Annotated in this window: 23 protein-coding genes and 2 tRNA genes; 11 read left to right on the top strand and 14 right to left on the bottom strand. The window is 64.9% G+C overall.

The features are described 5' to 3' along the window. Nucleotides 1–25 precede the first annotated feature (25 nt). Nucleotides 26–541, bottom strand: coding sequence for a VOC family protein (locus IU476_RS11620; RefSeq protein ID WP_195099415.1), 516 nt, complete (start codon nucleotides 539–541; stop codon nucleotides 26–28). Nucleotides 542–709: 168 nt separating this feature from the next. Between IU476_RS11620 and IU476_RS11615 the strand changes: the two genes are divergently transcribed. From IU476_RS11615 to IU476_RS11595, 5 genes are all read left to right on the top strand, one after another. Next, nucleotides 710–1,249: a hypothetical protein gene (locus tag IU476_RS11615; protein ID WP_195099413.1), complete on the top strand. Its 540-nt coding sequence runs from the start codon at nucleotides 710–712 to the stop codon at nucleotides 1,247–1,249. A 68-nt stretch (nucleotides 1,250–1,317) separates the two neighbouring features. Further along, complete coding sequence (locus IU476_RS11610) at nucleotides 1,318–2,241, top strand: hypothetical protein (protein ID WP_195099411.1); 924 nt, start codon at nucleotides 1,318–1,320, stop codon at nucleotides 2,239–2,241. 126 nt (nucleotides 2,242–2,367) lie between these two features. Beyond that, a complete protein-coding gene (locus IU476_RS11605) occupies nucleotides 2,368–2,979 on the top strand; it encodes a TetR/AcrR family transcriptional regulator (RefSeq protein WP_195099409.1) in 612 nt (203 codons plus the stop codon). Between the two features lie 73 nt (nucleotides 2,980–3,052). Next, nucleotides 3,053–3,946, top strand: a complete 894-nt coding sequence (locus IU476_RS11600) for an alpha/beta hydrolase (protein ID WP_195099407.1) — start codon at nucleotides 3,053–3,055, stop codon at nucleotides 3,944–3,946. A gap of 25 nt (nucleotides 3,947–3,971) precedes the next feature. Then, the gene (locus IU476_RS11595) at nucleotides 3,972–4,454 is read left to right on the top strand and encodes a hypothetical protein (RefSeq protein WP_195099405.1); all 483 of its coding nucleotides are present in this window, start codon (nucleotides 3,972–3,974) and stop codon (nucleotides 4,452–4,454) included. 117 nt (nucleotides 4,455–4,571) lie between these two features. Here IU476_RS11595 and IU476_RS11590 read toward each other — a convergent pair whose 3' ends face one another. Further along, nucleotides 4,572–5,210 (bottom strand): hypothetical protein, encoded by a 639-nt coding sequence (locus IU476_RS11590; RefSeq protein WP_195099403.1) that lies wholly within the window; start codon nucleotides 5,208–5,210, stop codon nucleotides 4,572–4,574. Nucleotides 5,211–5,306: 96 nt separating this feature from the next. On the opposite strand from IU476_RS11590, the gene IU476_RS36055 reads away from it, so the two are divergent. After that, nucleotides 5,307–5,495 carry a hypothetical protein gene (locus IU476_RS36055; RefSeq protein ID WP_228823477.1) on the top strand — a complete coding sequence of 63 codons (189 nt, stop codon included), beginning with the start codon at nucleotides 5,307–5,309 and terminating at the stop codon, nucleotides 5,493–5,495. On the opposite strand, the gene IU476_RS11580 is transcribed toward IU476_RS36055, so the two are convergent. From IU476_RS11580 to IU476_RS11550, 7 genes are all read right to left on the bottom strand, one after another. After that, nucleotides 5,485–6,147: an alpha/beta fold hydrolase gene (locus IU476_RS11580; protein WP_195099402.1), complete on the bottom strand. Its 663-nt coding sequence runs from the start codon at nucleotides 6,145–6,147 to the stop codon at nucleotides 5,485–5,487. The genes IU476_RS36055 and IU476_RS11580 overlap by 11 nt on opposite strands. A 256-nt stretch (nucleotides 6,148–6,403) precedes the next feature. Continuing rightward, the gene (locus IU476_RS11575) at nucleotides 6,404–7,630 is read right to left on the bottom strand and encodes a helix-turn-helix domain-containing protein (RefSeq protein ID WP_195099401.1); all 1,227 of its coding nucleotides are present in this window, start codon (nucleotides 7,628–7,630) and stop codon (nucleotides 6,404–6,406) included. Nucleotides 7,631–7,793: 163 nt separating this feature from the next. Continuing rightward, complete coding sequence (locus IU476_RS11570) at nucleotides 7,794–8,267, bottom strand: peroxiredoxin family protein (protein ID WP_195099400.1); 474 nt, start codon at nucleotides 8,265–8,267, stop codon at nucleotides 7,794–7,796. 19 nt (nucleotides 8,268–8,286) lie between these two features. Then, on the bottom strand, nucleotides 8,287–8,952 hold the full coding sequence (locus IU476_RS11565; RefSeq protein ID WP_324194013.1) for an RNA polymerase sigma factor: 666 nt from the start codon (nucleotides 8,950–8,952) through the stop codon (nucleotides 8,287–8,289). 1,031 nt (nucleotides 8,953–9,983) lie between these two features. Continuing rightward, a complete protein-coding gene (locus IU476_RS11560; protein ID WP_195099399.1) occupies nucleotides 9,984–10,538 on the bottom strand; it encodes a hypothetical protein in 555 nt (184 codons plus the stop codon). Continuing rightward, complete coding sequence (locus IU476_RS11555; protein WP_195099398.1) at nucleotides 10,525–10,797, bottom strand: hypothetical protein; 273 nt, start codon at nucleotides 10,795–10,797, stop codon at nucleotides 10,525–10,527. The genes IU476_RS11560 and IU476_RS11555 overlap by 14 nt, the downstream gene beginning before the upstream one ends. Before the next feature lie 89 nt (nucleotides 10,798–10,886). Next, the gene (locus tag IU476_RS11550) at nucleotides 10,887–12,542 is read right to left on the bottom strand and encodes a beta/alpha barrel domain-containing protein (protein WP_195099397.1); all 1,656 of its coding nucleotides are present in this window, start codon (nucleotides 12,540–12,542) and stop codon (nucleotides 10,887–10,889) included. 690 nt (nucleotides 12,543–13,232) lie between these two features. Between IU476_RS11550 and IU476_RS11545 the strand changes: the two genes are divergently transcribed. Further along, on the top strand, nucleotides 13,233–13,784 hold the full coding sequence (locus tag IU476_RS11545) for a DUF5753 domain-containing protein (RefSeq protein WP_324194044.1): 552 nt from the start codon (nucleotides 13,233–13,235) through the stop codon (nucleotides 13,782–13,784). A 17-nt stretch (nucleotides 13,785–13,801) separates the two neighbouring features. On the opposite strand, the gene IU476_RS11540 is transcribed toward IU476_RS11545, so the two are convergent. After that, nucleotides 13,802–15,031, bottom strand: a complete 1,230-nt coding sequence (locus IU476_RS11540) for a helix-turn-helix domain-containing protein (protein ID WP_267466422.1) — start codon at nucleotides 15,029–15,031, stop codon at nucleotides 13,802–13,804. Between the two features lie 283 nt (nucleotides 15,032–15,314). On the opposite strand from IU476_RS11540, the gene IU476_RS11535 reads away from it, so the two are divergent. Then, nucleotides 15,315–15,491 (top strand): hypothetical protein, encoded by a 177-nt coding sequence (locus IU476_RS11535; RefSeq protein ID WP_195099392.1) that lies wholly within the window; start codon nucleotides 15,315–15,317, stop codon nucleotides 15,489–15,491. Between the two features lie 36 nt (nucleotides 15,492–15,527). Next, nucleotides 15,528–15,707: a hypothetical protein gene (locus IU476_RS11530; protein WP_195099391.1), complete on the top strand. Its 180-nt coding sequence runs from the start codon at nucleotides 15,528–15,530 to the stop codon at nucleotides 15,705–15,707. A 32-nt stretch (nucleotides 15,708–15,739) separates the two neighbouring features. On the opposite strand, the gene IU476_RS11525 is transcribed toward IU476_RS11530, so the two are convergent. Together IU476_RS11525 and IU476_RS11520 are read right to left on the bottom strand one after the other, a co-directional pair. Further along, nucleotides 15,740–15,816 (bottom strand) — tRNA-Pro (locus tag IU476_RS11525). 22 nt (nucleotides 15,817–15,838) lie between these two features. After that, a tRNA-Gly gene (locus IU476_RS11520) sits at nucleotides 15,839–15,909 on the bottom strand. 452 nt (nucleotides 15,910–16,361) lie between these two features. Here IU476_RS11520 and IU476_RS11515 point away from each other — a divergent pair. Beyond that, nucleotides 16,362–17,357, top strand: coding sequence for a GGDEF domain-containing protein (locus IU476_RS11515; protein WP_195099390.1), 996 nt, complete (start codon nucleotides 16,362–16,364; stop codon nucleotides 17,355–17,357). Between the two features lie 44 nt (nucleotides 17,358–17,401). Then, nucleotides 17,402–18,253, top strand: coding sequence for a DUF1542 domain-containing protein (locus tag IU476_RS11510; RefSeq protein WP_195099389.1), 852 nt, complete (start codon nucleotides 17,402–17,404; stop codon nucleotides 18,251–18,253). A 90-nt stretch (nucleotides 18,254–18,343) separates the two neighbouring features. Here IU476_RS11510 and IU476_RS11505 read toward each other — a convergent pair whose 3' ends face one another. Both IU476_RS11505 and IU476_RS11500 read right to left on the bottom strand, forming a co-directional pair. Continuing rightward, the gene (locus tag IU476_RS11505; RefSeq protein ID WP_195099388.1) at nucleotides 18,344–19,150 is read right to left on the bottom strand and encodes an Fpg/Nei family DNA glycosylase; all 807 of its coding nucleotides are present in this window, start codon (nucleotides 19,148–19,150) and stop codon (nucleotides 18,344–18,346) included. After that, nucleotides 19,150–19,620 (bottom strand): ribose-5-phosphate isomerase, encoded by a 471-nt coding sequence (locus IU476_RS11500; protein ID WP_195099387.1) that lies wholly within the window; start codon nucleotides 19,618–19,620, stop codon nucleotides 19,150–19,152. Before IU476_RS11500 ends, IU476_RS11505 begins: the two co-directional genes overlap by 1 nt. Nucleotides 19,621–19,695 lie beyond the last annotated feature (75 nt).

Below are 19,695 nucleotides of genomic sequence, written 5' to 3'. Positions count from 1 at the left end.
GCGGACGCAACGCGTGCCGGTTCGGTCAGGCGCCCTGCCTGATCTGCTCGAAAAATCTCCGCATGTGCGGCCCGATCTCGGCCAACTCCAGATACGGCACGCCCGCCGCCGCACCGTCGAGGTAGGCGAAACGCATCTGTCCGCCCATGTCGCCCTGCTGCACCACTTCGATCCCCTGTGCGGTCGCCGCACGCAGCGCCTCGTCGAAATCGTCGGGCTCCGTGCAGATGTGGTGCAGGCCGGGTCCGCCGCGTTCCAGGAACTCGGTGTAGATGGAGACACCGCGGACCGGCTGGATCAGCTCCAATTGCGTTGCGCCGCTGTAGGACAGCGAGATGTGCGCGGTGAAGTCCGCGGGCTCGCCGCGGTAGGCGCAGTGCTCGGGACCGAAATGCACGTCGGGCATGCGGGTCCAGGCGCGGAGTCCGTAGCAGGCGCTCAGGAACCGTTCGGCCGCGTCCACATCGGTCACCACCCACGCCACCTGCGTGATCGCCTGCCCCGCAAGACCGACCACCACATCGACCTCCTCTCGCCACATCTCCCCGCCGACGAGGGACGTACGTACGCGAACCTACCGTCCCCCGGCACGACCGCTAGGACGCCCGCGCAGCGAAGCTACCGTCCACTGGGATTACCGCCCGGCCCGCGCGGCGAACCTCCCGCCAGTGGTGACAGGCGGGTCCGCCCCGCCGCTTAGGCTTGCCGGATGACCAGTCCGAGCACCCCGTGGTCGCCCCGGACCGAGGAACTACCCACCGAGCAGCTCGAGACGACACCCGCGAGCGCGCCCGACCCGCAGCCGGACAGCGAACCACCCCGCCGACGCAAGCCCACACCCCTGTTCGAAGCCGGGATGTTCGTCGGAATCGCCATCGTCACAATCCTTCTCATCGCCTTCGGCCACGACGCGTTCGAGTCGCCGTCGAGCACGCCGCACGCGCCGAACCGGGCGGCCACGTCGACGGCGAGCCCGCGCACCGGCAATCCGGCCATCCGGATCACCAGCGGTTTCGCGGTCGGCAAGGTGACCGCGAACGACGGCGAGTCGCTGCGGGTCAGCGGCGTATCGGGATCGACGACCGTCGTGCGCACCGACACCGACACGCGCGTCATGGTGCTGCCGGGCTCGCGGGTGTCCGACGCGCGCCCCGGCACCATGGTCATGGTCTACGGCGACAAGCAGCCCGACGGGTCGATCATCGCCAACCTGCTGATGGGCGTCACGCTGCCGATTCCCGGACGCTGAGCGCGGACTTCCCAGAGACGGGACTTCGCGCCCCATCCGCGCAGCTCCATCGCACTTACACTCGGGCCATGGCACAGCCCACGCCTTGGGGGCGGAGCGAGACTCCACCCGGGCGGCCCGATCCACCACCGGCTCCGGACCGCCCGAAAAGTGCCGCGTACCGCCGCCCCGACCTGGGGCCGTATCTGGCGCTCGTGCGGGCGAATTGGGGCTATCTCAGTGCCGCGGTCGCCGGGTTCGTCTCGCTCATCCTGTTGTTCCAGCCCTGGCTCACCGCGTCCGGCCCGGACGGCCGCGCCGCCACCAACGCCTTCGGCCGGATCGACGCGACCACCGCGTACCTGTCGGCCTGGTCGCAGCAGCACAACGGCGTCGCGCGCATCACCGGAATCTGGGCGATCCTGGCCGCCGCCGCCATCGTCGTCACCTGCGTCATGGCGGTGCTGAACGTGCGGCTGCGCACCGAGATCGCGGCCCGCGCGACCGCCATCTCCGCGATGACCGCCGCCGCGTTCATCATCCTCACGCTGGTCTACATCAACAGCAAGGCGCCCGAACTCAAGGCGATGACCGCACGCCAGTACGACGCCGGCGGGCAGATCGGCTCGCTGATGGCGTGGGCCTTCGGCAACGGCAGTCTCGCGATACCCGGCATCGCGCGAAAACCGTACTCTAGCGCCGGTCTCACACCGTGGGGCCTGGTGGCCGGTGGTCTCTCGCTGTTCGCCGCCGCCATGGCCTCGACCCAGTGGCTCCGCGACCACCCGGCCAGCCGCCCCCGCCTACGCCTGCGGTCTCCGATCGTCGCCGCCACCGCGGCACCGGCGCAGGCAACATCCGCCGCGGCGGAACCGGTCACGTCAACGCAACCGGCGAGTCCAGCACCGGAACCGCCCGCCCCAGCGCAACCACCTGCGACGGAGCCGGTCGCTACGGAACAACCCGCATCCGCGGCGGAGCGGTCCGAGAAACCCTCGCCCCCGACGGAGTAACCCTCCGAGAATTCCGTTCCGGCCGGAAATATTCGAAAGAAGCAGCCTTCCCGCAGGAATGAGGGACGGCCGCCGGATTCGACCCGGCGACGCGCGACCGGCACGGCCGCTGAGTACCGTGAGCGCATGCAGGACCCCACGCCGCCGCGGTCAGGCCGCCCGCGCGATCCCGCCGTGGATGCCGCGTTGCTGGCGGCCGCGGCCCGGCTGGTCGCCGAGCGCGGATACGGCGCGCTGACCCTGCAGGCCGTCGCGGACGAGGCGGCCACCAGCCGTCCCGCCCTCTACCGCCGCTACTCCGACCGCGCCGAACTGGTCGTGGCCCTGCTGATCGACCGTTTCGGATTGCAGCCCGGCGCACAGGATTTGGGCGGTATCGAGGCCGAGATGGTCGCCATCCAACGTCATCAGGTCGAGTTGTTCAACGACCCTGTCCTGCGCAACGCTCTGCCCGGCCTGCTCGAGGACCTGTCCCGCAGTCCCGGCCTGGCACACCGATTCATGACGCGATTCCTCATTCCGCGCCGGGTCTCCACGGCGTGCATCCTCGACCGCGCGGTGGCTCGCGGCGAGATCGCCCCCGGCACGGACCCGGAGTGGATCTGCGATCTCATCACCGGCCCGATGCTGATGCGCGCCTTGATCCCGATGCTCGGTCCGATCGACGAGACGCTGGTGGAGCTGACCGTCCGCTCCGCGCTCGACGCCGTGGGCTATCGGCCCGGCGTTCAAACCTGATTGTGGTTGACGCCACACCGACCCGACCCATAGGCTCCGTTACGTTACAGCGCGTAATGGTATCGGAGGCACGATGCGCGTCGAGGTCGAGTTCCCCAGTGGCGGTGTCACTTTGCGCGGGTGGTTGTACCGGCCCGAGCAAGCGCCCGAGTCCGGGGCTCCGCTGGTGGTGATGACGCACGGCTTCGCCGGGGTGAAGGAGTGGGTGGCGCCGTTCGCGGAGGTTTTCGCGCGGGCCGGCCTGGCGTGTCTGGTGTACGACCATCCCGGGTTCGGCACCTCGGACGGCGAGCCGCGCTACGAGGTCGATCCGACCGCGCAGATCGAGGGCTACCGCGACGCGATCACGTTCGCGCAGACGCTCGACGGCATCGACGCCGCGCGAATCGCGGTGTGGGGCACCAGCTATGCGGGCGCGCACGTGCTCGTCGTGGCGGCCACCGACCGCCGGGTGCGCGCCGTCGTCTCCCAGGTGCCGCTGACCTACGGGTGGGCCACCTTCAGCCGGCTGGTGCCGCCGACCATGCTGCCCGTGCTGCACGAGGCGATCGCCGCGGATCGGCTCGCCCGCGCGGGCGGCGCACCGCACCAGACGATCAAGGCCGCCTCCGACGACCCCGCCGACCTGGTCGCGATGCCCGGCCTCGAGGTCTACGAGTGGCTGATGGCCAACGGGCCGCAGGTCCCCACCTGGCGTAACGAGGTCACGTTGAGCAGCGTGGACAAGTTCCAGTCCTATGCGCCCGAGGCCTTCCTGCGCCGGATCTCCCCCACGCCGCTGCTGCTGGTGGTCGCCGACCACGACACCCTCGCGCCGACCGATCTCGCTCTCGCCGCTTTCGCCGAGGCCCTCGAACCCAAACAGCTCGAGCTGGTGGCCGGCGGCCATTTCGCGGTGTACGAGCAGCGATTCGACCAGGCGTCCGCGGCCGCGCGCGATTTTCTGCTCGCACACCTGGCCGACTGAGAAACACTGCGGTGGTACACGATTCATGACAGTTCTGGCTTTGGCGATCGGCCGCGCCGAACTCGCCGCCGCCCCGGTGGCCGCGGGCGTCGGCCCGGCCGATATCCGTCGCATCGCCCTTCCGGCCGAGGCGAAGTGGGATGCCTGCCGCGACCTGCTGCTCGAGGTCGCGGGCGACGACGAGATCACCGCGGTCGGGATCGCCTGCCCCGGCGGCATTCCGTCCGTGTCGGGTGAATTCTCGTTGCGGCACACGGGTTTCGGCATCGTCGCGGCGGTGCGGCGCATGTTCCCGGTCGCGATCGTGCAGGTGGCGACCCGCGAACTGTGCCGAGCACTCGCCGAGCGCAACCTCGGCCCGGTGCCCGGCGCGGACGCGATCCTCGCGGGCGCCGGCGTCCTCGCCCTCATCGCGGAGGAGCGCGTGCCCCGCACCTCGCACCGGGACACCCGCGGGCCCACTCGCAGGCCGCGGCGGGCTACTTGCCTTCGTCCGCGACGGCGCTGAGAGTTCTTATTCGCGAACGGATTTCGGTTCTCTACTTGAGCCGCCCGCGCTGACCTCAGCGGCATTACATCGGCGGCGGGCATCGTCTCGCCCACAGTCCGGATGTTCGCGAGGGCGCTACCGGCTGCGGTCCCACTGCAATCGGTCGATCGCCTTCACTGTCAGTGTCGCTCGGTCGGCGGCGGGCAGCCGTCGGCGTTCGTACTCGATCAGGCGCTCGGCGGTCGCCGTGCTGCCCCCGACCATGGACAGCAGCTGGCGGAAATCGTCCCGCTCGGCGACGGGTCGCGGCGCGGCGGGCTGCGGCGCGGCCGGTCGAGGGGCGAGTGTGGGCATCGGCGCGGTGCGCGGCGGCCTCGCCTGCATCGGGGGGCGTGGCCGACGCGGAGTCACGGGGGTCTCGGGGTCCGGGTCGACGACCTTGCCGATGAGTCCGCAACCGATGAACACGGCCAGGCTGCCTCCGATGAGCCCACCGCCGATTTTCAGCAGCCGTATCCCGGTCTCGTGACTGTCGCGCTGGTCCTCGAGCGCTTCTTGATAGGTGGAGCGGCTGGTCAAACGTCCGTTGGTGTACTTGATACATTGCGTGCCCGGAGTCATGTCCTCGCCGTCACAGGTCGGCGCGGCGCTGGTGTCCTTGGTCAGGTCCACGATCCCGATGACGATCGGCACGAAGCCGACGAAGAACATGATCACCGAGACGACCGCGGCCGTCATCGCCAAGACCCACACGAGCTTTCGAAGTACGTACACGTCTTCCCCGCCTGCCCACTCTCGAAAACCCTTGCCGACCTGATTGCTTCACCGACTACGTTCTCCCGAGAGCCTTAACAACCTCTTGGCACCCGGTTGCAGCAAGCGCTCGGCATCGGCCCACAGCACGTCCAGCACTATCTGCGGGCGACCATCGGCATCGGCATCGGCATCGGCATCGGCATCGGCATCGGCATCGGCATCGGCATCGGCATCGGCGCAGGATCAGGGTCCAGCACTATCTACGTGCACATCCCCCACCATGGCAGGCGGCTCATTCGTTGAGCAGCAGTGCGGCAACAGCTTTCGGGTCTTCCCGCATGGCGTCGTGCCCGGTCGGAAGGTCGTGCACCTGCCACTCCGGATCCCCCGCCAGCCGGGTGCGGAGTTCCGCGAACGGTGTCCGGTCCGCCCATCCCGAGCAGTAGACGAACTCCTTGCGAGGAATTCGTCCGAGCCCACCGGTGAGCCGAATCGCCTGCAGGAACGAGGCAATCGGATGCGGACGCCGACGAGGATCCCCACCCTCCGGCGGCTGAACGGCGTACCCGGTACTCGCCGCCCCGGCAACGAACGCCTGCCGATACCGCTCTGTCGTTGCGGCCCAACAGGACTCACCATCACGCGGCACATACGCATCGATGAACACCACCCGCGAAATCCGCTCCGGCACCCGGTCGGCTGCCGCCGCAACCACCATCCCGCCGTAACTGTGCCCGACCAACGTCACCCCGTCGGCATCCCCGATCGCCCCCACCACATCCGCGGCATGCGTATCGAGATTCGCCCCCGCCACCGTCTCCGGCCCATCCCCCACCCGCAACCCGGTCAACGTCAACGCACGAACAACATGCCCCTCCCGCTCCAACAACGGCACCACCCCGTCGAACGACCACCCACCATGCCACCCGCCCGGCACCAGCACGAACGCCGCCATACAGATCTCCTCCACTCCGAGGCCACACCTCGACTACAGGTCCGCCCAACATCTACGTGACCGAACCACTCGACATGGCAACGATTCCACCACCCCACCCCGGCGTGCCACCGACAGAACGCCAACCAATACCCATTCCCCGCCAACTCGCTGCTACCCGACAACCACGATGTGCGGCGACGACCTACACATCCGACCAGCCCTCAACGCGCGCAACTAGGAGTAGCGCAACTAAGAATCAGAACGTCGCGTGTACTCAGGCTCGCGCAGCCCACATTCCCAGAAACTCCCGCGCTTCGGACACCTTCGCGTACGGTCTTGCGGCAGCGGCGATTTCGTCGAGCCGCCGCTGTAGCCGTGCAGACGCCAAATCCGAAATCGTGGTGAACGCGTTCGTCAGCAATGCGCATGCCTGGGCGATATCGCCGCTCCGGACCAGATTGTGGGCCAAGTGCAATTGCCAGGATGCGCGCTCTCGCGGCCAGGCGTCGGAGCTCGAGATCGCGTCGTTGAAATGTGCCGTTGCCGCCTTGTGGTCACCGAGCCGCATGTGCGCTTTTCCGGAGACGCCACTCATTTGGGCTTCCGGCAGGTAGACCCAGTCCGGATCGAAACCGCGGACGGAATCGTAGGCCCGGAAAGCGCGAGATATGGCGTTCACTGTTTCGGTCCGTTCACCACGGGCACCATGCGCTTCAGCTTCACGAAGAGCCATCAGCGCCCGCAGTTTCGGTCCACCGTGGCTGCGTGCGGCACGCGAAGCCGCACGAGCGTATTGCACGGCCATCTGGTCGCCTGCGGTGTTCGAACCGAATCGGTTGACCATCAGGTGGCTGGCGTTACCGAAGGCGTGCGCGGCAGCGATCCCGTCGTCAGCAGCCGCAGCGGTCTGGGCCGCTTCGGTGTAATAGCGGCCCGCGCTGTCGGGACGTCCGGAGTCGTAGTGCACCCACCCCGCGGCGGTCAAAATCTCGGCGGTCGCGCCGGCGAGTTCTCGGCCGACGGCCTCGCTGTAGTCACCGACATCGAGAACGTGCCGGGCGTAACGCGCCTGGCCCGCCGCGACACCGCGCAGGCGGTCGCCGCCGATCACCAGATCGAGGTCGTGAATCTGATTGACGCTGTCGGTAAGCGCGGCGACATCGGCCGCGCCGACCCTGATGTTCGACATCGGAACCGCGGCGGGCGACGACGTGCTTGCGGCGACCGCGGCCAGGCTGCCCGCACCGAGTGCACCGGCTCGGAAGAATTCGCGTCGCTTCACGTCCGCCTCCTCTTCGTCCTCCACCACCAGTATGTCAAGCGGAACGCCGAGCGCACGGGCCACTCGACGCAGCGTGCGGACATCGTGAACAGCCGGACCGTCGTGTTCCAGCTGGGAGACGGCGGGTTGGGTGAGGTGAATGAGCGCAGCGAGTTCGGCCTGTGTCATGCCGATCGACTTGCGGACCCGGCGGATCACCTCTCCGGTTGTCATGTGCATCAAGGCATCCCCGTTCCGCAGTGAACGTGCGTCAGCTGACTCAGAATGACACTGGGCCCTTGCCCCACAACATGTTTCGACCCCTAGGGCAGCTTATACCGTCCTTTGCGACGGACAGCGGTCATTGCCGAACTTCGCTGATTGCCCGTGTCAGCAGCTTCGGTCAGTTTGTGGTGGCGGTGCTCAGGGAGCGGACGGCCGCGCTGATGCCTTTCCTGTCGTAACCCGCGGTGGGCAGTGTGGCGCTGTGGGCGTGGCGGACGACGCCGTTCATGTCGACGAGGAGGGTGCCGGACTGCTGCATCGCGCCAAAAACTTTGCGCGCCAGGCCGATCGAGTCGTGTGGGATTCCGTCGGTCCCGACCAGTACAGGGAATGAGATGCCGCGCTTGGTTTTCCATGCCGCGGCAATATCGCGGGACTCGGGTACGGCGATGAGGACGCGAACATTGGCGGAGTCGAAGTCGTCGCGGTCCACGAGAAGCTGGCGGACGTGCCGGTTGCAGACCGGGCACGAGGTCGACCGCATGAAATACAGCAATGTGCCGTGCGCGCCGCGGTGATCGGACAGCCGCCACGGCTGCCCGGCGCTGTCCTCGAATTCCAGTTCCGGTGCGAGAGTTCCGGTTTCGAGCATGGTGAAACTTCCCTTCGATTCAGATGTGCGCGAGACTCTGCCGGACCGCGGTACGCGCTCGGTGCAGCTGCGATTTCATTCCGGCGATACTCAGGCCGAGAGCCTCGGCGGTCGCCCGTCCCGAGTAATCGAGCACATCGCGCATGATCAGAACCCGCCGCTGCACCTCGGGCAACGCGGTGATCGCCTGCGCGATCCGATCGGCCTCGAACCGGCGCAGCACTTCGTCCTCGGCGGAACCCACCACATCGTCCTCACCACCACCGCCCCACGACCGCAAGTCGAGCACCGGCCGCGCCCGCCGCAGACATTCGTTTCGCACGATCCGGAACATCCACGACGCCAAAGCCGTTGCGGCCCGCAATGTCCCGATCTTCCGATACAGAATGATCAGCGCCTCCTGCGCGGCATCCTCGGCATCAGCGGAAGACGCACACAATTGCCGCGCAAACCGCCGCACATGCGGATGCGCCCCGAGCACCACCGCGGAGATCGCATCCTGATCCCCCCGCTGAGCCGCCTCCACCAACTTCACACCGACCCACCCGGCCGACACTCCACCTACCTCCTCGACGGCTCGGCACTCCGTCTCCATCCGGGACCATTCGGGTCTGGTCGGCGCACTGCCACATCTGAGTTCGACTTTCACGACAATAAGAGCATTCCCAACCCGAAAAGGATTCACAGAACGCTACTTACGACTGTGACCTGCGGTGTTCGAACGCTCAGCCCTCCCGGTACCGCGCCAGCACCGGCTTCACCGCGTCGGTAGCCGGCCGCTCTGCGGCGAGGTCGTGGCGTCGACGGTCAACTGCTCGATGAGAGATGAATCGACCACGCGTGCTTGCCCTTTCAGATCGGCGTGATGTCCGATGCCGTTGTCGATGGATGCGAATGTTCTCCACCGCCGTGCTTTGCGGCTACGGCCAACGTTTCGAGACAGAATCCGGCCCTGCGAGGAACCCGCCCTATTTTTCTAGCCGTCCGAGCGGCTCGGCCAATTCAATGTGCGATCTCGTCGCTGAACAGCAGCGTCGGCTCCGCCAGGATGTCGCAGTACATCTCCCTCTTCTAGATCTCGTCTACGCTTCCGAAGCGCGCCGTGGTGTAGCCGAAGCCCAGCCTGAGCGCGGCGCGGCGGGCGACGCCGTTCGTGTCGACGAGGAGGGTGCCGGACTGCTGCATCGTACTGAAGACTTTGCGCGCCAAACCGATCGAGGCGTGTGAGGTTCCGTCGATCCCGACAAGTACAGGGAATGAGGTGCCGCGCTTGGTTTTCCAGGCCGCAGCAACATCGCTGGACTCGGGTACGGCGACGAGAACGCGACCGTCGGCGGAGTCGAATTCGTCGCTATCCGCGAGGGCTAGATACCAGGGATAGCGCGCCTGCCATCGCTTCGCTCTTGCCGATCGTCCGATAGAACAATCCTTTGAAGATTGACTAGCGATAAGCGGCCGATTCGGCGTAAATATCAAGGAGTACCATCAACCATTTGTTGTTACCTCAGCACAAAGAGCGCCGACAGTGTATGTCGATTTGAAGCGAGTTGATGCAGGACGGGCCGATACGGCAGGATTCATATAGTGAACAAGGTGATTCTTGCGCTCCAAATCGGACTTATTCTTAAGAATGTTTAATATTTTTCACCAGGGTCTTTTATGTCGAGCGTCTAACATTTCTTCAATAGAGAATACATCATTCTAGCATTGGTAACTTCATTTGGGCTCGATCGCAGTATCACCATCGCCAGCTTCACGGTCGCACCATTCCTGAGCGATCTTTTCCATCCTCCGATCTGTGAGGAATGATGCATCGCCGTATCGCTGTATGTAGGCGAGAATTTGGCGTACTTTGTCGTAGGGCTGCACATCTCCCGCTACGGCGACTTTTTCTAGATCCGACCTACGTCTTGCCATCTCTGTTTCGGACAAGGTGTGGTCCGCAAGAACTCGCGTCTGAAAATATTCCTCAGCAAGCATCATCGGGGCTTTGTCCCCTACGCTTCTTAGGAACAGTTTCGCCCATAGGTCGCAGTCGGAACGCATCCGGTCGACGCGGCTCCGGGTCCTGGCCTTCTCTAACTCCCGTAGGAAGCCCTGAGCCGCTTGCAGGTACCTCGCCATGCCACCAAATAGCCCTTTTCGTGGCCCTTCGGCAGACGAAGGCTTCGGATTTGAGCCATCCTTCCTGAGGTGAGAATCTCCACCCTCGGAAACTTCTAAACCGTCTGGATCTCCTGCGGCGGCAGCGTGCGGATCATCCGCGCTCATGAAGGGACAACTTCCGGGCTGCAACAACCTGTGAACCAATGGCAAAGATTAAGTCACTAGGGAGAATTGCCCCCTTCAAGGCGCTTACATAGGGGATATTTGCAGCAGCTTGGCTGCTGAGTACACCGACGCCAAAGATTACCGTGCCGAGGCTTGCGAGAAAGAGAAGCCAAACAAAGTAGGTGAGGTAGTCAACGGGGCCCAGCGTACCGCGGTGTCGCAGCACGTCGATGATGACGACAAGAATTGTCAGCACCACCGTGGAGCCGGACACTATAGCAATGCCTAGGTGGGTCGTCAACTCCTAGCCTTTCGCGGAACCTATTGTTCGGTTCCAGGCTATACCACCTACTTCGGGATCTCATAGAAACGATGCCCACGTCGTGAGCGTGCTTGTTTTACGAGACCTTTACCTTCCAGTTGCTCCAGGACAGCATAAGTTAGACCTGGTGACACCGACATCTGGGCCGCCAAGGCATACTTGTCGGTCGATCCTTTTCCCTGCTCGATCGCATCGAGAAGTGATCGAGCCACGCTTTCAGTAACCTCAGGGTTGCTGATGCCTGCGGTCAGCGGCAATTGATCGCCTAGAGCTTGGATGCAGTCTGCTGCGAGCCCAGGATTGGCCAAGGCCCCTGTAGCGGTCTGCACTACATTGCATCCGGCACTATACAAGGCCTCGAACGAGGCGGCATTCGTGACTCCCCCCATGCCGATTATCTCGTACTCAAGACCGAGAGTGACTTTAAGTACGGACAGATTGCGAACAAACTCCAATGCGTAGTTTAGAATGCCGTGTCCAGACAAGCCGGCCTGTGGCCGTCCGGGGAATACATTCTCGCCGTCCTTATTGCTTGCATCGACTTGGAGCGTGTTTATACCGGCGATGGCGTCAACGTAGTTGCCTATCGCGGAGACCAGTGTTTCAAGTAGATCTTTCGGTAGATAGGAAAGCTTGGCAATCAGTCTTGTCCCGGGTTGGAGTTGCCTCCGGACCGATCTTATTATCTCACCGGTTAGATCAACATTATGACAAACGGGACGTTGCATTACATTCTTGCCCGTTCGGTCCAGGGAATTAGGGCAAGACAGATTCAGCTCGATCGAATCTGCTCCCGCTTCTTCAGCATGAAGCGCTACGCGAACGTAGTCGTTCACTAGAGTTGTGCGGGTACGGTCATCTCCATCGTATATATCACCGACTACACTCACAATAAGGCATTGGCCAAATGCCTCAACTATTCTTTTCGCCTCAGCGACATCTGGCTTCCATTCCTTTGGATCCAGGCTAGGCACGCCAAAAGAATTTACAGTCGAGACCAACTCAGGGGATGTCACCCAATTGTCTTCTTCGGCAGTGACATGATGAGATCTGAAATGCGAAGTCACTGGAAGTGGATCTTTGATGTTAGAGGCGAAAATCCAATTGGGCTTATCGAACCCTGGATGGAATCTACTACGCACCGTCTTGTAGGTGAGGACATTGAAGCCATGTCGTGCGAAGTAATAGATCCAAAGGGAGTTAGCCGTTAGAGCCGAAGACGAAACCCCTATCGGAAAACCAATTTGATGCCCGAGTAGAGACCATCTTCTGGCGGGATCGGTTGTCGGCCGACTTGGCGGAACTGAACTAAGAGGATACTGAGCGTTATCAAAATATCCCTTGGATATATTATAAGCGGGCAGTTCAATACCATGTTCCGACGCAAGACGAAACTGGGCACCAAAGTATAGAATATCTGGCAGCGCCGAGAGTTCTTCTGATTTCAGGCGCTGTCCACTTGACCCAATGTTATCGAGTATCTGGTTGGCCCTATGAAGCCGACGTGGATCTCGAACATTATTTCGATAGCATTGACGGATTAGGTGCAGTAGTGATGGTTCGCGACTCAAGGTAGTTTCTACTTCACGAAGACTGGCTTCGTTCGCGTAAGGATGTCCGCTATGATGAGAGGCAGGCTGACCACTTGAGTCTGAATGCTGGTCATCATCTGAAATCGTCATCGCTCTCTCGTCACCTTCTCGCGTGCCAGCAGAAGCCATCACCCGAACCATGAGTCCCAAAAGGCGATAATGTAACACAAAATAGCGACATGGCCTCACCGTGTCGCTTTTGCGCTGCAAGCATCACTTCTTAACTACTCGTGTCATGGTAGCCTAGGGGTGTGGCGGTTGACCAGTGATAGAAAACATAGATGGTGTTCGGTATTTCGTTCGGCATGTCAAGCTCAACCGCCTGTCCAACACTGACGGACGGTCATCTGACCAACACCGGAGGATAGCCAGTCGATCAAACATCGCCTCCGAGTGGCGTTCGAGGCCGTTAGTCGTCTGGATTGTCGCAGCTGCGTAACGGTTCTGAGGTCCGGGCTGTTGATAAGGCGGTGTGTTGCCGCTGCGCGATAGGCGACGACCCACTCCGATAGGCTGTACCTATCGAGCGTTACACTTGAGAGTCCGACACGCCACTAGAAGGCTTCGCAAGCATCGGATCACTAATCTAAAACAACCGGTCGGTTTATTGTGTGGGACGGGCGACTTCCGCTTAGGACACCTGGATATTGAAAGGTTGCGATACCGCGCCAGCTGCTGCCTCACCGCGTCTGTGTCCGGCGGCACCTCGGGGGGGTTCGTCCAGACGTAGACGTCGTGTTGGTGGAGGACCACCAGTTGTAGCGGCGACGTCAACGGCGCATAAGACTCGCACAGCAGACGAATCTGATGCGCATCTACCAGCCGATCATGGTGCCGGGCATCCTCCAGACCGCGGATTACGCCGCTGCGGTGCTGCGCAAGAGCATCGACTTCTTTCGCATCCCGGACGACCTCGAACAAGGCGTCGCCAAACGCCTCGAGCGGCAACAAGTCCTGTACCACGGCAAGCGCCAGTTCCGGATCATCATGGGCGAGCAGGCCTTGCACACCACAGTCGGCGGAGACGACGTCATGACCGGGCAACTGGACCGGCTCATCGCCGTGATCGGATTGCCTCGCGTGCTGGTGGGCATCGTTCCTGCCGATGCCGAACTGTCCATGGCCACAACCAATTTCGTCATCTACGACAACCGCATGGTGCTGGTCGAAGCGATCACGGCAGAGCTGACCATCACCCAGCCGCGAGAAATCGCGCAGTACGCAGAGGTATTCGACAGCGTCGCACGCCAGTCGGTGTTCGGAAAGGCCGCCCGCGCCATAATCACTGAAGCCGCGGAACAGCGGTGGTCACGACCCTCCGGAGGATTGTGACGGGACATCGCCGATGGTCAGCTGCCGGCCACCAGCTCCAGAAACTCCCGTACCTCCGGCACCGCCGGGTACGACCGGACGTCCTGCACGATGCTCTCGATAGTGGCCTGGAGCCGCGTCGACGTCATGCTGTTGATCTGCGCGAAATGGTCGGTCAGAAGCTGGCAGCCCGCGGAGATGTCACCCGCCTGAATGTTGTTCTCGGCCAGCTTGATACGCCAGCCGACGTTCTCGCGTGGCCATGAGGCTGTGCCGTCTACCGCTTCTTGCAGATAGGCCGTCGCCGTGCGGTGGTCGCCGATCCGCATGTACGACCAACCGGTCATCCCGGCCAAGGCCGACGGTGGCAGATGCACCCAATCCGGGTCGTGACCGCGTCCGGATTCGTAGGCGCGGTGTGCCCGGCTGATGGCGTTCACCATCGCGCTCCTGTCGCCCGTCACGCTGTGGGCGCCCGCCTCATAGATCGCGCCCACGGCGCGCAGCCTCGGCCCGCCATCCCGGCGTGCAGCGTTCTGCGCAGCGCCGGCCAGGTTGACGCCATGCACCGGACGTGCCTCTTTCGAAGGTTTCGACGGGCCGAATCCGCCTTGGAAACTTTGCATGCTGGCGTTGAGCAGGGCGTGCGACGCGGCGATTCCGTCGTTCGCCGCCGCCGCGGTCTGGGCTGCTTCGGCGTAGTAGTGCCGCGCCCGATTCAGATGACCCGCGTCGAAATGCACCCAGCCCGCTGCGGTCATCATCTCGGCGGCTGCGCTGGTGAGAGTCTGTCCGACTGCTTCGGTGTAGGTGCCGCAATCGAGCAGCTGCTCGACATAGCGCACTTCGTTGGCGGCGAGGCGGCACAGCCGATCGCCACCGACGAGCAGATCGAGTTCATGAATTTGGCTGGTACTGGCGGTGATCTCGGCGACCTCGGCGGCCCCGACATGGACGCTTCCAATTGGCGCTGTGGCAGCGCGCCCTGTGGTTCCGGCAACCCCGACTGTCCCCGCACCGAGAGCAGTGGCCCGTAGGAAATTGCGACGGTTCACATCCGCCTCCTCGTCCGACTCCACCACCAGTATGGCAAGCGGGACGTGCAGAGCCTTGGCGATGCGGCGCAGCACCCGCACATCGTGGATCGCCGCTCCGTCGTGTTCCAGTTGTGAAATGACCGGCTGAGTGTAGCCGAGGACCGCCCCCAATTCGGCTTGCGTCATACCGAGAGATTTCCGAAGCCGTCGAACGACCTCTCCGGTGGTCATGTGCATGCTGCTGTCCCCCGCTCTCCCAGTGAAAGTGCGTCGTGCAAATCGTCCGGCCGCTCGGGATACCTTGCCAGGCAGGGGGTTTGACCCTGCACCGAACTGTATACGGGTTTCCGAATATTTCAGGGCCTTCGCGTATACGCGGCGGAGACCGGCCTCGATCCGCCTTACGGTCGGGACCGTGCCCGACCGAACCAGAGATTCGACACGGACCGCAGTCGCCGTCCAGCCCGCTCCCGGCGATGGGATGTCCGATGCGGCCGTCACCGCGAGACGGAGGATGCGGCACATCCACATCGAATCCGGCGCGCTCGTACTCGACTTCCGGGCCGGGGCGGAACAAGCCGAGACCGTGGCCGCCCGACTGGCGCAATGCCTTCCGGGTCTCGTCGTCACGCTCGACGACGACGTGCGCCCCGGCTTTCCTCCGCTGCCCTGTGGCGAGTTGTGGAACTGAGACTCGGACGAACCCGCCCGAAGGGAGCTACAACCCTTGACCGCCAACACTTTCGTGCACGCCGACAGTCCCCTGGCCGAGCACATGTGTCAGGTGCGACTGCTCGAACTGAGTGTGGGACGCGCGTTCGAGCTACGGTTCGCGCACCGGAGCCATCGCCCCGACGAGTGTTCGGTCCATCTCGCCGTCGCGGCGTTCCTGCTCGAACAGGACTAGGCGAACGGGAGGCACTCGGCCGGAAGACCTTGTGGTCGGGATGACAGGATTTGAACCTGCGACCCTCCGCTCCCAAAGCGGATGCGCTACCAAGCTGCGCTACATCCCGGGGGGCCACGGTGGACCGCCAGAGCGGGCGACGGGAATCGAACCCGCACCATCAGCTTGGAAGGCTGAGGTTCTACCATTGAACTACGCCCGCACGCATACGACACCCTGGGATCGCCACGATGTCGTCTGCGCCTAGGACTGTACCGAACCTCACTTCCGAAACGCCAATCGCCTCGGGGCCGCGCGCCCGCCGACCGGATTCGCGCCGCGTATCGCCCGGATCGAAGCATCCGGTCCGGCGCGCCGAAGCAGACACGCAGAACACGCCGAACGCGACACGCAGACAGACCTGTAACAGTCGTGCCTGATCAGCGATGACACGGACGGTCGCCATTCGCGAGATATCGGAACAGGTTGTAAAACACCGTTTTTCGGTATCGAGTGGCTTGCTAGGATCCTTTTTGCCGGACGGGGGTATCTGGAAAGGGGGCGGTGAGCGTGCATCGAGCAAGGTGTACCGGACCGCAAGGTAGTGAGCACGATCCGGAGGGCGTGACCGGTCGGGGTACCGGCGCAGACGGCGTTCGCGTGGGGTGAGCATCGATGCCCCTCGAAGTCGAAACGCAGGCCATCGCGGCCACCACCCGGGACTGGGTTCGTGCTGTCTACAGCAGCAGCGGACTGACCGTTCCGCCCGAACATCTGGAACAGGTTTTCGCCGGCATCATCGACGAACTGCTGGATCTGGCGCGCACGGAACCGTTTCCGGTGCCGGCCGCCCGGTCCATCGGCCGCCGGCTGGGCGAGGCGCCGTTCGACCGCACCCGGATGCTGGCCCCGGCCACCCGCGCACTGCTCGGGTTCGCCCCGGGTGAGCCGGGTTCGCTGGTGGCCACCCGGTGGCCGTTCGTCGCCAGCCACGCCATCGATGCCTACGCCGAGGCCCTCCAGCAGCGCGCGCTGGCCCAGCAGGAACGCAATCTGACCGCGGCGGTGTCGGTGCGGGTGCAGGAGATCGCGGCGCTGCAGCACCGGCTGCGCCACGAGGCCACCCACGACGCGCTCACCGACCTGGCCAACCGCTCGCTGCTGCAGGAGCGGGTGCGACTGATGGCGACCGACCGGTCGCGCGGCGTCGGGCTGCTGCTCATCGACCTGGACGATTTCAAGCAGATCAACGACGGGTTCGGCCACTCGGTCGGCGACGAGGTGCTGGTCGAGATCTCCCGCCGGCTCCGGGCCACCTGCCCGCCGGACACGGTGGTCTGCCGGTACGGCGGCGACGAGTTCGTCCTGGCGCTACCCGCCCGCCGCAACACTCTGGGCGAGCTGGCAATGCGGATCCTGGCCGCGCTGCAGGATCCGGTGCCCACGGCCAGCGGCCCGGTGCCGGTCTCGGCGAGCGTCGGCACCGCCTACTGCCCGCCGGGCCGCTCGTGCGACTTCTCCGATCTGCTGCGCAGCGCCGACCGGGCGATGTACTCGGCGAAGACGGCGGGCAAGCGCCGGTTCGCGCTGTCCGAACTCGACGAGGGGGAGCCGGAGCCGGCTCCCTACGCCCCGGCCCGGCTGGGGTACGACACGGCCGTCGCGGGCTGATCGACGGCCGATCGGTCCCGGCGCGCCCGCGTACGCTGGTCGATGTGACAACGCTTCTTGTCCTCCTCGTTCTCGTTTTGGTGGTGTTCGTAGCCGTGTCTTTCTTCGGTCGTTCCGCGCAGCGCAATCGGCAGGCCACCGAACTGGCCGACGCCAAGGCCGACGCCCGCCGCCTCATCGAGCGCCTGGGCGGGCAGGTCTACAACCTGGTCGGCAACGACGACGCCTCCAAGCAGGCCCTGGCCGACGCCGGTGAGCGGCTCAACGCGGCCGGCTCCCAGATCGACCAGGCGAACACGGTCGCGCAGGCCCGGCTGGCGAAGGAGACGGCGGTCGAGGGCCTGTACTACGTGCGCGCGGCCCGCACCGCGATGAACCTCGATCCGGGCCCGCCGGTGCCGGAGCTGGACGGCCAGCGCTCGGCCGGCCGCGTCACCGAGGACCGCACGGTCGACTTCGAGGGCCGTCGGATCGAGGCGTCGCCCACCCCGTCGCCGCAGACACCGAACTACTACCCCGGCGGCCGCGTCGCCGGGCGGCCCGTCCCCGCGGGCTGGTACTCCGAGCCGTGGTGGAAGACCGCGCTGGTCGCGGGCGCCTGGGGCATCGGCTCGGTGCTGCTGTTCGACGCCCTGTTCAGCGGCATGTCCGGAGTCGCTTACGGCGCTTCGGGATTCGAGAACGGATACGGCGAAGGCTACGACGCCGGTTTCGAGGCCGGGCAGGACGCGGGCGGCGACCAAGGCGCCCTCGACCAAGGCGGCGACCAAGGCTTCGCCGACCAGGGCGGCGACAGCGGCTGGGACGGCGGCGGCTGGGACGGCGGCGGGGGCTTCGACGGCGGCGGCTGGGACGGTGGAGGTTTCGACGGCGGCGGGTTCGATGGCGGCTTCTGAACCACCCTCCCCCGCCTACTCAGCCACGGTTTCGGCGAAACGGTCGGCTCTGCCCCGACGAGGAAGGGGCGGGCTCGAGGCAGACGGTGGTCAGCCAGGTTGGCAAGTGGGGCACCAGAACAGGTTTCGGCCCTCCAGTACCGCGTGTAGCACCGTAGAACCGCAGATGCGGCACGGCTCGCCTGCGCGCCGGTACACGTAGGTGCGGGGCTTGCCCTCGGCGTAGGACGGTGCGCCGCGGTCGTGTTCGCGCCGCACCACGACGATCTTCCCGCGCCGCACGCCCACCCGCATGAGCTCGACCAGATCGGTCCACAGCTCGTCCCATTCGGCGGCGGACAGGTCGCGGCCCCGGCGCTGCGGTGAGATGCCGTGCCGGAACAGCAGTTCCGCGCGGTAGACGTTGCCGACGCCGGCGAGCACTGTCTGGTCCATGAGCAGCGCGCCGAGGGTGCGGGTGGAGCGGCGGATGCGCTGCCAGGCGCGGTCCGGATCGGCGTTGCGGCGCAACGGGTCCGGGCCGAGCCGGGCGGTCAGCGCCGCCACCTCCGGTTCGTGCAGGACCTCGCACGCGGTGGGGCCGCGCAGGTCGGTGCCGTACACCGACTCGCGCCCACCGATCATCCGCATCCGCACCTGCCCGACCGGATCACTCAGGGCCCCAACCGTTTCGGTGAACTTTCCGTACAGCCCGAGGTGGACGTGCACGACTAGGCCCGAATCGTAGTGGTGCAGCAGGTGTTTGCCCCACGCCTCGGCGCGCACCAGGACGCGGCCGTCGACCAGCGCCGCGCCCTCGGCGAACCGACCCTGCGGACTCGACACCCGTACGACTCCCCCGGCGAAGTGCTTGTGATGCTCCTTCGCCAGGCGGTGCAGCGTATGCCCCTCGGGCATCAGCTCTGCGGAACGGGGGCCTCGCCGGTCTTCTCGTACTCGGCGAGGATGTCGATGCGGCGCTGGTGGCGCTCCTCGCCGGACCACGGGGTGGACAGGAAGGCGTCGACGATGGCCAGCGCGTCGGCGGTGCTGTGCATGCGGCCGCCGATGCCCATCAGCTGCGCGTTGTTGTGCTCGCGGGCCAGGCGCGCGGTCTCGATGCTCCACGCCAGCGCGCAACGGGCGCCGGGCACCTTGTTGGCGGCGATCTGCTCGCCATTGCCGCTGCCGCCGAGCACGATGCCCAGGCTGCCCGGATCGGCCACGACCTTGCGGGCCGCGTCGATGCAGAAGGCCGGGTAGTCGTCGGCGGCGTCGTATTCGTGCGCACCGCAGTCGACGACCTCGTGACCGGCCCGCTGCAGGTGATCCTTGACGTGGTTCTTCAGCTCGAAGCCGGCATGATCGGCACCCAGATATACGCGCATGGCAGCGATTGTGTCAGGCGGCCGAATGCGGTCGTACCCGGGTCCGATGCGCTCGCGACGCCGTTGTCGATACAC

The sequence above is a fragment of the Nocardia blacklockiae genome (genome assembly GCF_015477355.1).
GTDB lineage: Bacteria > Actinomycetota > Actinomycetes > Mycobacteriales > Mycobacteriaceae > Nocardia > Nocardia blacklockiae.
Note: the sequence above shows the minus strand (reverse complement) of the source record. Positions and strands in the feature narration are given on the sequence as shown.

Coding starts and splice junctions, on each gene's coding strand:
- IU476_RS11620 (WP_195099415.1), bottom strand. CDS start 541: ATGTGGCGAGAGGAGGTCGATGTGGTGGTCGGTCTTGCGGGGCAGGCG.
- IU476_RS11615 (WP_195099413.1), top strand. CDS start 710: ATGACCAGTCCGAGCACCCCGTGGTCGCCCCGGACCGAGGAACTACCC.
- IU476_RS11610 (WP_195099411.1), top strand. CDS start 1,318: ATGGCACAGCCCACGCCTTGGGGGCGGAGCGAGACTCCACCCGGGCGG.
- IU476_RS11605 (WP_195099409.1), top strand. CDS start 2,368: ATGCAGGACCCCACGCCGCCGCGGTCAGGCCGCCCGCGCGATCCCGCC.
- IU476_RS11600 (WP_195099407.1), top strand. CDS start 3,053: ATGCGCGTCGAGGTCGAGTTCCCCAGTGGCGGTGTCACTTTGCGCGGG.
- IU476_RS11595 (WP_195099405.1), top strand. CDS start 3,972: ATGACAGTTCTGGCTTTGGCGATCGGCCGCGCCGAACTCGCCGCCGCC.
- IU476_RS11580 (WP_195099402.1), bottom strand. CDS start 6,147: ATGGCGGCGTTCGTGCTGGTGCCGGGCGGGTGGCATGGTGGGTGGTCG.
- IU476_RS11575 (WP_195099401.1), bottom strand. CDS start 7,630: ATGCACATGACAACCGGAGAGGTGATCCGCCGGGTCCGCAAGTCGATC.
- IU476_RS11570 (WP_195099400.1), bottom strand. CDS start 8,267: ATGCTCGAAACCGGAACTCTCGCACCGGAACTGGAATTCGAGGACAGC.
- IU476_RS11560 (WP_195099399.1), bottom strand. CDS start 10,538: ATGAGCGCGGATGATCCGCACGCTGCCGCCGCAGGAGATCCAGACGGT.
- IU476_RS11550 (WP_195099397.1), bottom strand. CDS start 12,542: ATGACGATTTCAGATGATGACCAGCATTCAGACTCAAGTGGTCAGCCT.
- IU476_RS11540 (WP_267466422.1), bottom strand. CDS start 15,031: ATGACCACCGGAGAGGTCGTTCGACGGCTTCGGAAATCTCTCGGTATG.
- IU476_RS11535 (WP_195099392.1), top strand. CDS start 15,315: ATGCGGCACATCCACATCGAATCCGGCGCGCTCGTACTCGACTTCCGG.
- IU476_RS11515 (WP_195099390.1), top strand. CDS start 16,362: ATGCCCCTCGAAGTCGAAACGCAGGCCATCGCGGCCACCACCCGGGAC.
- IU476_RS11505 (WP_195099388.1), bottom strand. CDS start 19,150: ATGCCCGAGGGGCATACGCTGCACCGCCTGGCGAAGGAGCATCACAAG.
- IU476_RS11500 (WP_195099387.1), bottom strand. CDS start 19,620: ATGCGCGTATATCTGGGTGCCGATCATGCCGGCTTCGAGCTGAAGAAC.